Annotated in this window: 9 protein-coding genes and 1 pseudogene; 4 read left to right on the top strand and 6 right to left on the bottom strand. The window is 72.9% G+C overall.

Annotated features, from left to right (window positions below; translation table 11 throughout):
* From CCN72_RS31860 to CCN72_RS31845, 4 genes and pseudogenes are all read left to right on the top strand, one after another.
* A pseudogene (locus tag CCN72_RS31860) lies at positions 1-256 on the top strand (IS5/IS1182 family transposase); the annotation flags it as partial.
* Positions 257-416: 160 nt separating this feature from the next.
* Positions 417-1,778 (top strand): AraC family transcriptional regulator, encoded by a 1,362-nt coding sequence (locus CCN72_RS31855; protein WP_086811641.1) that lies wholly within the window; start codon positions 417-419, stop codon positions 1,776-1,778.
* A 49-nt stretch (positions 1,779-1,827) separates the two neighbouring features.
* Positions 1,828-3,045 carry an iron-containing alcohol dehydrogenase gene (locus CCN72_RS31850; protein WP_086811640.1) on the top strand — a complete coding sequence of 406 codons (1,218 nt, stop codon included), beginning with the start codon at positions 1,828-1,830 and terminating at the stop codon, positions 3,043-3,045.
* Between the two features lie 33 nt (positions 3,046-3,078).
* Positions 3,079-4,116, top strand: a complete 1,038-nt coding sequence (locus CCN72_RS31845) for a C-terminal binding protein (RefSeq protein ID WP_208638157.1) — start codon at positions 3,079-3,081, stop codon at positions 4,114-4,116.
* 84 nt (positions 4,117-4,200) lie between these two features.
* Here the strand turns inward: CCN72_RS31845 and CCN72_RS31840 are convergent, their stop codons facing one another.
* The 6 genes from CCN72_RS31840 to CCN72_RS39290 all read right to left on the bottom strand — a co-directional run.
* Entirely contained in the window at positions 4,201-5,319 is a 1,119-nt protein-coding gene (locus CCN72_RS31840; RefSeq protein ID WP_086811636.1) for a GNAT family N-acetyltransferase, read from the bottom strand.
* A 62-nt stretch (positions 5,320-5,381) separates the two neighbouring features.
* Positions 5,382-6,545: an aminotransferase class I/II-fold pyridoxal phosphate-dependent enzyme gene (locus CCN72_RS31835; protein ID WP_086811634.1), complete on the bottom strand. Its 1,164-nt coding sequence runs from the start codon at positions 6,543-6,545 to the stop codon at positions 5,382-5,384.
* Positions 6,545-7,534, bottom strand: a complete 990-nt coding sequence (speB, locus tag CCN72_RS31830) for an agmatinase (protein ID WP_202452205.1) — start codon at positions 7,532-7,534, stop codon at positions 6,545-6,547. The genes CCN72_RS31835 and speB overlap by 1 nt, the downstream gene beginning before the upstream one ends.
* Positions 7,531-8,487 (bottom strand): methyltransferase domain-containing protein, encoded by a 957-nt coding sequence (locus CCN72_RS31825; protein WP_086811632.1) that lies wholly within the window; start codon positions 8,485-8,487, stop codon positions 7,531-7,533. The genes speB and CCN72_RS31825 overlap by 4 nt, the downstream gene beginning before the upstream one ends.
* 132 nt (positions 8,488-8,619) lie before the next feature.
* Entirely contained in the window at positions 8,620-10,047 is a 1,428-nt protein-coding gene (locus CCN72_RS31820) for a 4-hydroxyphenylacetate 3-hydroxylase N-terminal domain-containing protein (RefSeq protein WP_086811630.1), read from the bottom strand.
* A gap of 80 nt (positions 10,048-10,127) precedes the next feature.
* A partial coding sequence (locus tag CCN72_RS39290; protein WP_483027289.1) for an ATP-grasp domain-containing protein occupies positions 10,128-10,755 on the bottom strand: 628 nt, incomplete at its 5' end.

The following is a 10,755-nucleotide window of genomic DNA, read 5'->3' as shown; positions in this document are numbered from 1 at the left end:
TCACCTGCGTCGTCGGCAGATCCGCGCGGTCATCCCGCAGCCGTCGGACCAGATCGGCCACCGCCTGCGCCGGGGCCGCCACGGCGGACGCCCGCCAGGCTTCGACGTCGATGCCTACAAGCAGCGCAACACCGTCGAACGGTGCATCAACCGCCTCAAACAATGGCGCGGCCTGGCCACACGGACCGACAAACTCGCCATCGCCTACCAGGCCGCACTCCACCTCGCCGCCATCCTCATCTGGACACGGCGCTGACCAAAGAGACAGAACCTAGTTCACGGAATTCCCTGACCACCGGCCCACAGTTTTCGATCTTGACAGATTACGTTCTGGCGTGATCACATGCTGGTCATTTGACGGCCCCTGTGCTGTCCAGAGCGCTCTTCGACGACCACAGAGGGACAGGGGGCACCTCGTGCGGGCAGAGGACGATTTCACCCGGCGTGCCGGAGCGCTGCTGCGCGCCGCCGCCAATGATCTCAAGCGGGACGACGAGAACGCCGAGCGTGAACTCGGTCTGGAGAAGGGCTCGTTCGCGGAGTTCGCGGCCGGGACCCGGCCGGTGACCTGGGAGTTGATGCGGCGCGCGGCCGAGGTGTGGCCGCTGAACGAGCGGGATCTGCTGCCCGGCCACGACGACTGCCCGGCCGGGGTACGCATCACCCGGCACAAGGAGTCCGTGGCGAGCGGGCGGGTGCTCAGCCGGGGCGGTGAGCCGTACTACGAGTACCGGGACACCGCGATGTCCCGGATCGCCTCCTACCGCCCCGAGTGGATCCGGATGCTGCGGGTGGTCGAGGACGACGACCCGGACAACCCGCTTGTCCAGTGGAATCGCGGCCATCTTCTGTACCAGTTCACGTACTTCATCGGCCCGGTCAACTACTACTACCGGTGGAACGGCGTCTCGCACTGCGTCCCCATGGACACCGGCGACTCCGTGTGGGGGCTGCCCTTCGCCCCGCACTCCTTCACCTCCCGGTCCGCCACCGAGCCCGCCTGCATCCTCGCCCTGACCTACGGCGGCTCGCTGCTCGGCGACGCCCAGCGGGAACTGGCGGTCCTGGGCAACGCCACGACCCGGGCCCTCGCGGTCCCGCTGGAGGGGGCGGCGCACCGGCCGGGGGCGATGATCCGGTCCTTCATGGACGCGGGCGCGGTCACGGTGGCCGAACTCGCCGACCGTACGGGCCTCACGCGGGAGCGCGCCGAGGAGCTGGCCGGGGGCGCCGTACCGCCCGGCCCCGAGGAAATCGACCTGCTGGCGGACGCGTTGGGCGTCTCCGTGCGCGATCTGCTGCCGCCGCGCACCGGGACGGCCGACGGGGTGTCCCTCCGGTTCGCCCGGGACGCCCGGAGCTGGGTGTGGCCCGACGAGGGCGCACCGGCCTACCGGATGACCCGGCTCGCCGGCGACCCCCTGCACCCGCACACGTCCGCCCTCCAGGTCGACGTCCTCGCGGACGGCGCCGAGCGATCGGCGCCGCTGACCACGTACCAGCACCAGTACCTGTACATCCTCGGCGCCGAACCGGTCACGCTGAGCTGGGAGTTCGGGGGGCGGCGCGTCGAGGAGACGCTCGCGCCGGGCGACTCGGCGTACGTGCGGCCGCAGGTGCCGGTCACGTTCGCGGCGGCCGAGGAGGGGCGACGGGCCCAGATCCTGCTGCTGCGGATCTCCGGGTCGGTCACGCCGGAGGTGCGGTACGCGGTGGGCACCATGGCGGCGGGCGGCGTCGACCGGTACGTGGCCGAGGACCGGCTGTGGTACAGCTGACCGCCGCCCGGCGCGGCCACCGGCTCGCCGCGGGCCCGGGGACGTACCGATGAGCGAGTCGCTGCTGGCCCTCCAGGAGCGCCCGGCGCTCCCGGACACGCTGTCCGCGGGGCTCCAGCCGCTGCCCGGGCATCCGGCCGCCTATCTGGGCGAGGGCGCGGCCGGGCGGCTGGGCGCGGTGATCGAGGCGCTCGGCGGCCGCCGGGTGCTGTTCGTGCACGGCCCCACGTCCTACCGGCGCTCCGGTGTCGGGGAGTTGGTGGAGCGGTGGGCGGGCCGGTACCGGGTCGAGCACTTCGACGGGGTGCGGCCCAACCCGCGGATCGCGCAGGTCCGGGAGGGGGTGGCGCTGGCCCGGCGGTTCGGCCCGGACGTGGTGGTGGGGGTCGGCGGCGGCAGCAGCCTGGACGTGGCCAAGGCGGTCGCGGTGCTCGGCGCGCAACCGGCCGACCCGCTGGACTGTCTGCGCGACCCCGGCCTGGTGACCCGGCCGCGGTCCGCCGCGCTCGTGCTGCTGCCCACCACCGCCGGTTCCGGCAGTGAGATGACCCGGTTCGCCACCGTGTACGTCGAGGGCCGCAAGCACTCCCTGGATCTCGCCCAGGCCCGCGCGGACCTCGTCCTCGTGGATCCCCGGCTCACTTCCTCGCTGCCCCGCCGGGACTCCGTCGCCAGCGGCCTGGACGCGCTGGCGCAGGCCGTCGAGTCGTACTGGTCGGTCTCCGCCGACGGCGGCTCCCGGGCGCTGGCCCGCGCCGCCCTGGAACGGCTGCTCCCGCCGCTCGCACACGCGGCCAGGACGGGCTCCTTCACCGATCCGGGCGTGCGCGCCGGTCTGGCCCACGGCGCCTCGCTGGCCGGTGCCGCGATCGACCTCACGCGGACGACGGCGGCCCACGCGCTGTCGTACGAGCTGACCGCGCGTCTCGGTCTGGCCCATGGCACCACGGTCGCGCTGCACCTGGACTGGCTGATGGCCCGGCATGCCGCGCTGACCGAGGCCGAGTGCCGGCACCCGGAGGGCGCGCCGGGGGTGCGGCGGCGGGTGGAGACCGTCCAGCGGCTCGCCGAGGAGGCCACCGGCGGGAGTGTGGAGCTGCTGGTACGGCGGCTGCTGACCTTCGGCGGGCAGCCGGCCGGGCTGCGGGAGCTGGCCCTTCCTGCGCGGAGCTGGCGGCAGCCGCTGACCGCCGCGCTCACCTCGAACCGGGCGGGGAACAACCCGTGCGTCCTCACCGAGGACGACGTCCTTCGCTTCCTCGTCTGAATCCGATCGTTCCCGCCGTCAAGGAGGAACCCTGTGTCCCGACCCCGCGTGCTCTACACCGACCCGCCGTGGCTGGTCGGGGACGGCCGCCCCGATCCCGCGCTGGCCACCGTGGAGCGCGACGTGCTCGGCCCCGACGTGGAGTTGGTCTTCGGTCCGCACGACGGCACGAAGTACCTGACCACCGACGCGCAGATGCTGGAGCGGGCGGCCGGCATCGATGTGCTCGTGGTCTACCGCACCCAGGTGACCGAGGAGTTGCTCGACGCGGCGGGCAAGGGCCTGCGGGTCGTGGTCCGCCAGGGCGTCGGCGTCGACAACCTCAACGCCGCCCTGCTGACGGAGCGCGGGCTGCCCGCCTACAACGTGCCCGACTACTGCGTGGACGAGGTCTCCACCCATACGGCCGCGCTGGCCCTCGCCCTGGAACGGCAGGTGGTGCCGCAGCACCGGACGCTCGTGGGCGGCACCTTCGACATCTACGCGGGCGGCACCCCGCACCGCACCAACCGCCGGGCCCTGGGCATCGTGGGCTTCGGCCGGATCGGCCGGGCGGTCGCACGCCGCCTCGGCGCCTTCTACGGCCGGGTCCTGGTGTACGACCCGTACGTGGGCCGGGATCTCGCCGAGGGGTACGGCGCGCTCGCCGTCGACACCCTGGAGGAGCTGCTGGCCCAGTCCGACCTGGTCACCCTGCACTGCCCGCTGACTCCGGAGACCGAGTCCCTGATCGACGAGGCGGCGCTGCGCCACATGAGGCCGGGCGCATACCTGGTCAACGCGGCCCGGGGCAAGCTGGTGGATCCCGAGGGCCTGTACCGGGCGCTGGACGGGGGCTGGATCGCGGGGGCCGGGCTGGATGTCTTCTCGCCCGAGAACCCGCACCAGGACCCCCGCTGGCACCCGGTCCTCGCGCATCCCTCGGTGGTCGTGACGAGCCACCGGGCGTTCCTCTCCGAGGAGGCCGAGGCCAGCAGCAGGCGCCGGGTCGCCGAACTGGTCCGCGCGGCGCTGGAGGGGCGTACGCACGGGCTGGTCGGGAGGGTGACCCCGCCGGATTCCGGTCGCTGAGAAGGGAGTCGTACCGGGCCCGGGTCGACGGGCCCGGCACGACGTCCGGCGCGCACCGTCAACTGACCTGATATTCCCTCTGGTTCACGTCGTCCACGGATGCCGCCAGTCCTCGGGGGCAACGGCCCTCCCGTGGTCGTCGCGCCAGGAGGTGAGGTCGACGGGGGCCGGGCGGGGCGTGTCGGCGGGGTCGTCGGCGAGTGCCACGGTCCACAGCGGGACCAGGCGCGCCCCGCGCTTGACCTTCGCCGAGTAGGCGCCGATGCCCAAGTGGAGTGCGGTCAGGCCCCGTTCGCTCATGTAGTCGATGGGCAGGTAGTAGCAGAGGCCGTAGTACTCGTAGGCGCCGCGCAGCGCCGGGTAGTCGAAGCCGGTGGCGCGGGCGTAGAGCGTGCCGCGCCACTCGTACATGACGGAGACGCCGATGAGCCGGCCGGCCCGGCGCGCGGTGAACACCACGGACCGGTCGTCCAGGGTGGCCGCCTGGTCGGCGAAGGTGCGGTGGATCTCCGCGGCGCCGGTCGTATGCCCGTACTTCGCCTGGAGGTTGGCCAGCAGCGGGACCGCCTCCTCCAGGCACTCCCCGAGCCGCTGCCGGCCCAGCTCGTACCCGGCGGCCAGGAAGCGGGCGTACTCGCTCTTGAGGGCGATCCGGCGGCGGCTGACCAGCGTGCCGCAGTAGTCCGCGAAGTCCCGTCCCCCGGTGTGCAGGGTGGCGTCGCCGCAGTCGAAGTCGACGGCGGCCCCGCGCCGGTGCAGGGCCGCCGCCGTGCGGTTGGTGGCGAACAGGAACAACGAGCCGGTGCGGGAGGCGGGGTTGAGCCTCGCCCGCGCATCCAGCAGCAGATCGAGGACGGCGTCGGCGTACTCCGCCGCCCTCGGTATCCCGCAGCTGTAGCCCCGGTGCGAGCCCGCGACCCCCCATTCGCCGCCCGCGCCCATCTGGTCCAGGCGCGGCCTGCGGGCGTAGAACTTGTTGTGCTCGTGCTCGATCTCGTACAGCGGCAGCCCGCCCACCAGCCGGTCGCCCGCGTAGGCGAGGAGGTAGGTCACCGGAGCGCCGCTCTCGCGTTCCACCGCGCGCAGCCAGCCGTGGGAGAGGTAGAAGCCCTCGGGTTCGGCGAGGGTGTCCCAGTCCTCGGCGGCCACCTTGTCCAGGGTGGTCGCGGTCTCCAGTCGAAGACCGCCCGGGGTGTGGTGCATCGGGTCCTCCGCCTCGGCTGCACGGGATCGGTCGGGGGGAACAGGGGGGCCGGGGCCCCGGGTCACAGATGGGCGCGCACCGCGTCCACCAGGGCGCGGGCGGCCCGGACCACGTCCTCGCCGGAGCGGGCCAGCGCGAGCCGGACCTGGCGCACGCCGTCCTGCGGCCGGTCCCAGTGGAAGGGGCCGCAGGGCAGGACATGGGTGCCGCGCCGCACCAGCTCGTCGTAGAGGGCGACGGCGTCCGGGCCGTCCTCGGGCAGGGTCACCCGGGCCACGCTGATCCGGGCGTCGGGGTCGGTGAGCCGCACCGGGCCGCCGTCGAGGACCTCGGCCAGGGCGCGCCGGTTGCGGGCGATCAGGCCGTGCAGTTCGGCGTAGCCGCCGCGCTCGGCGTCCTGCGCGAACCGGGTCAGCATCAGCAGCACGAGCGGCGACACGGACAGGAGTACATCGCTGAAGTACTCCAGCAGCGGCAGGTCGGTGTGCTCGCCCCAGGCCAGGAAGCCCGCCTTCAGCTCCAGGGTGGGCCACAGCTTGCCGGTGTCCTCGATGACCACCCACTGCGCGCCCGACTCCTCCAGGATCGCGTAGGTGTCGTACTGCGCCCGCTCGTCCTGCGCGCGGAAGCAGGTGTCCATGGCCAGGACGCGGCCGGTGCGGGCACAGAAGGCGGCCAGGCGGCGCAGTCCGTCCTCGGAAAGGACCCAGCCGGTGGGGTTGTTGGGCGTGGTGACGAACACCGCGCCCACCTCGTCCGGGAGTTCGGGTTCGCCGCCCGTCAACTCGGCCTCGGGCACGGGCAGCAGCTTCAGGCCCCGGCCCCTGAGCAGGTCCGGGATGTTGTCGAAGGTGGGGTGCACCAGGGCGATCGTGTCCGTGCGGTGCGCGAGCGCGCGGGCGGTGATGTCCATCGCGACGGACGAGGAGTAGCAGCTGACCAGCCGGCCGGTGCCGACGGGCGCCCGGTGCTGGCCGATGCCGTGCAGGAACGTCTGCTGGGCCTCGGCCTCGATCTCCTCGAAGACCCGCTTCTCGGCCTCGTCGAAGAGGGCAGGCAGGCTGTCCACGATGGCGCGCTGCGCGGTGGTGAGCGGCATCCGGGGATGCCCGTCGGACACGTTGAGGCCGCCGATCAGCGCGTCGGTCTCCATGGAAGTCAGGTTACGGCGGTCCGGCTCGGCGCCGGATGGGATGTGCGCGGTGGTGCCGGTCGTGCTGGCCATCAGTGTTCCTCCCCCGTCTCGGCCGCCCGCGTCCGGCCGGAGCGCAGCGCGACCTGTCCCAGCAGTTCGAATGCGACCACGGACGCGGCGTGGCTGGTGATGTCCGCGTGGTCGTACGGCGGCGCGACCTCGACGATGTCCAGGCCCCGGTAGTTCAGCGGCCCCAACGCCCGTATGTAGCGCAGGGTCTGATAGGAGGTCGGCCCGCCCACCTCGGGCGTGCCGGTGCCCGGCGCGTACGCCGGGTCGATGAAGTCGATGTCGAAGGAGACCATCACGGGGCGGTCGCCGACCCGCTCGCGCACCCTGCGTCCGAACGCCTCGGGCGTGAGGTCCACCAGTTCGTCCCAGCCGATGACGTCGTAGCCGAGCGCCTTGCCCGAGTCGACGTCGTCGGGGTGCACGGAGCCGCGCATGCCGACCTGGACGCTGGTGTGCGGATCGACCACGCCCTCCTCCACACCGCGCCGGAACATCGTGCCGTGGAAGTGCTTGACGCCGTAGTAGTCGTCCAGGACGTCGCCGTGTGCGTCGAAGTGGACGACGCTGACCGGCCCGAGATGGCGGGCCATGGCGCGCATCTCCGCCATGACCAGGCTGTGGTCGCCGCCGAGCAGCAGCGGCACGATGCCCCGCTCGTACAGCGGGGCCAGGAAGTCCTCCAGCCGCTGAAGGGTCAGCTCGTGGTAGCCGGGGACCACGGGCGCGTCGCCCGCGTCGACCATGGACAGGGTCCGGGTGACGTCCACGCCGGTGGCCGGGTTGTGGTCGCGCAGCAGGATGCTGGCCGCGCGGATCGCCTCGGGTCCGAAGCGGGCCCCGGAGCGGTAGGAGACCGCCGAGTCGGTGGGCACGCCGACGACCGCCACGTCGATACGGCCCTCGGCGGTCAGGGGGTCGTCCACCCAGGGCAGCCGCATGAAGGTGCGCGGGCCGGACGCGATACGCGGTTTGGTCATGCTGTCCCGCGGGCGGTAGTGCTCGCTCACGCGTCGGCCTTCCGCAGCACCCAGCCCACGCAGAATCCGGTGGAGTCCATCGCCGGGTCGGTGGTGTCGTAGGCGTCGATCCGCAGCCCGCACTCGGTGAACAGCTTCTCCCACCACTGCCTGGACTCCAGGCGCTGGCTGGTGAAGGGGTGCATCAGCAGATAGGCGTTGTAGTACGCCTGCGCCAGCGGCTGGGCCATCGCCGCGCGGTCGGCCGACTTCAGGTCGATGTCGATGACGGCCAGGGTCAGTTCGGGCGATTCGCTGAACAGCTTGGTGAGCATGCGGCGCACGCCCTCCTCGCCCTCCTGCCCCAGCACCTCGTGGATCACGAAGGCGTAGACGGCGAGGTCGGGCTTGTCCTCGGTGTTCTCGATCCACCGGACCGCGTCGACCTGCTCGATGGTCACCCGGTCCGCGGTGGGCTGCCCGGCCACCCAGGCGCGCGCGGCGGCGGCGCCGTCGGCGTCGGGCTCGATGCCGACGGCCGTCATCTGCGGGTAGTCCGCGCACAGTTCGGTCAGATAGACGCCGCTGCCGCAGCCGAGGTCGACCAGCCGCCGGTAGTCGCGGCCGTCCTCGGCGAGCAGCTTGCGCAGCAGCGGCAGCGAGTCGTGCATGCTGATGCCGCAGCTGCCGCTGCCGACGTAGCCGCCGCGCCGCGGGGCCGGTCCGGTGCCCTCGGCGAGGTGGTCGCCGAGCGCCAGGAACGTCTGGCCGTAGCCGCCGACCATCATCTCGTACCAGGGGCGCGCCTCCTCGTAGGAGCGGGCCAGGTCGGTGAGGGTGAGCACGCCGTCCGCGGAGCGGTCGAGCAGCCCGGCGGCGACCCAGTAGTCGGCCATGGCGGCAAGGCGCGCCCGGTCCAGCTTCTTCGCGCCGGCCAGGGCGTCGACGGTGGTGCCCGCCGCGAACTCGTCCTGGAGACCGGACTGCTGGAGGGTGAAGATCATGGTGCTGAGGACGTAGCCCCTGAACGGTTCAAGGGCACGTACGAGGTGGGACTCACGAATGGGCATGGCGATCCAATCGGTGTCGGTACGTACGCGGTACGGCGGCGGACCAGGTGCTCCCGGCGCCGGGGGTCAGCCGTCGAGGCCGTCCAGCACGGGGCTGGCGACGGAGCGGCCGGCTGCGAAGATGTCGTAGAACTTGGCCTGGAACGTCTCGGGCGGGCCGAGGAAGAGCCGCTCGTAGAGGACTTGGCGGGTGCCGAAGCGGTTCATGGTGAGGTCGGCGGCGGCGCGCAGCAGCCTGCCGTGCGCCAGACCGTCGACGCCGGCGCCGGTGAAGTAGGTCCGCATGAAGGCATGGCCGGCCGATCCCGGGTCCTCGTCGGCGGTGACGGGGTGCATCACCAGGCCGCTGCTGGCGATGGCCTGGAGCAGCTCGATCGCGCGGGGATAGAGCCGGGCGTTGAGCATCCCGGACGCGGCGAGAGGCACCGGGTCGCAGACGTGCTGGCCGAAGTCGTCGGGCCGGGTGCCCGTCTCGGCGGAGACGACGAGTCCCCGCAACGTCTCGACGATTCCCCCGAGTTCACCCAGCTGCTGGCGCACCAGCGGCTGCCGGTCGCGGCCGCTGACCTTGGCGCAGCGGTCGGCGAGGTCGTACACGGTCTCCGCCTTGATCCAGGCGCGGACCGCGGACTGGTGCCAGGCGTAGGAGGTCATGCCGGTGCCGGGGCGCAGGTTGTTGGCGGCGGCCACGTCGCCGTGGATGAAGACGCGGTCCCAGGGGATCAGCACGTCGTCGAAGTGGCAGACCGCGTCCAGCTCGTCGAAGCGGCTCGCGAGCGGCCCGTCCCCGGCGGGGGTCGAGGCGTACGACGGCCGGGAGTACAGGGTGAGTCCTGGGGTGGCGACCGGGACGGCGAAGCACAGGGCCTGGTCGGTCTCGTTCTCGCCGAGCGGGCGGAACGGGTAGACGACCAGGTCGTCGGCGAACGGGGAGAGCGTGGCGAGCATCTTGGCGCCGCGTACGACGACTCCCTCGTCGGTGGTGCGGATCGCGCGCAGCGCCTGCACCTCGCCGTTCGGGCCGGGGCCGAGGTGGCGGTCGGCGGGCGGGTCGCTGATGGCGTGGGTGAGCAGGAGGTTGGCGGCGCGGGCGTGCCGCCAGTAGGCGCGGACGTGGTCGGCGTACGGCCCGAAGTGGTCGGCGGCGCCGGCCCAGGCGGTGAGGACGGTGGCGACGAAGTCGGGGCTGCGGCCCATCAGTCCGCCGCTGAGCCGGGCGATCCGGGCGAACGCCCGGCCCCGCGCGCGCACCTCGTCGCCCGAGTGGGCCAGGGAGTAGGCGAGGGGGTGCCCGTCGGGTCCGGTCAGCTCGCCGTCCGGGCGGTGCTCGTCGAGCAGCTCCGCGAGGAAGGCGGCCATGCCCTCGGTGCTCGGGTCGTGGGCCAGGTCGGCGACCGGTTCGCCCGCGAGGTACACCCGTCGGCCGTCGGCGAGGCCGGCCAGGTACGACGTGCCGGTCCGGCCTGCGTTCGGCGGTGCGGTGCTGGTGGCCATGCGTTCTCCAAGCTGCGGGCTGATGGACGGGGGGACGAGCCTCTTGGGTCAGGCACCGTCGGCGGCCGGGCCGCCGGGGCTCACGCGCCGCACCACGCCGCCGTGGCCGCGGTCCGTACGTCGGCGGCCAGGACGTCCGGGTCGGTGTGCCACAGCAGTACCGAGACGCCGAGGGCTCCCGAGGTGCCGGTATGGGTTCGCTGAGCGGCCCGGCGGATGTGCACGAGCCGCTTGCTCGTCGTCTCGGGGGTGTGCCGGTACCGCTCGCCCGGCATCACGGGGATCCACACCCACGCGGCCTCGACACCCGTGGGGTGCGGCTCCGGGACGGGCAGGTCGGCCTGGAGGGCGAGGTTGGCCTCCTCCAGGTTCAACCCCGTGTGCAGGCGGGCCAGTTCCGAGACCAGGGCGCCGGGCGCCCGCCCCGCGACCTCCACCACGATCAGTTCGCCGTCACCGTTGACGGCGAACTCCGTGTGGACGACGAAGGCCCCCTCGGCACCGAGGGCGGCGACCACGGCACGGTTCAACTCATGGGCGCGGCGGGACAGTTCGCTGTCGTACGGGACGGTCCAGCCGCCGAGCCTGCGGCCGTCGGGCAGGTCGAGCAGCGGGCCGAGATAGGTGCCGGTCTGCACCGGGGTGGGCACGCCGTCGCGGACCAGGCTGTTGACGTGGTGGAAGGTGCCGTCGAGGAACTCCTCGATC

It is taken from the genome of Streptomyces murinus (assembly GCF_002154555.1).
In the GTDB taxonomy this organism is placed as follows: Bacteria; Actinomycetota; Actinomycetes; order Streptomycetales; family Streptomycetaceae; genus Streptomyces; species Streptomyces murinus.
The sequence above is the reverse complement of the archived record's forward strand: the minus strand, read 5'-3'. Positions and strand labels throughout refer to the sequence as shown.

Bases quoted from the DNA above. Each gene is read 5' to 3' on its own strand.
- CCN72_RS31835 (WP_086811634.1), bottom strand. From the start codon at position 6,545: ATGGCCAGCACGACCGGCACCACCGCGCACATCCCATCCGGCGCCGAG.
- CCN72_RS31825 (WP_086811632.1), bottom strand. From the start codon at position 8,487: ATGATCTTCACCCTCCAGCAGTCCGGTCTCCAGGACGAGTTCGCGGCG.
- CCN72_RS31820 (WP_086811630.1), bottom strand. From the start codon at position 10,047: ATGGCCACCAGCACCGCACCGCCGAACGCAGGCCGGACCGGCACGTCG.
- CCN72_RS31850 (WP_086811640.1), top strand. From the start codon at position 1,828: ATGAGCGAGTCGCTGCTGGCCCTCCAGGAGCGCCCGGCGCTCCCGGAC.
- CCN72_RS31840 (WP_086811636.1), bottom strand. From the start codon at position 5,319: ATGCACCACACCCCGGGCGGTCTTCGACTGGAGACCGCGACCACCCTG.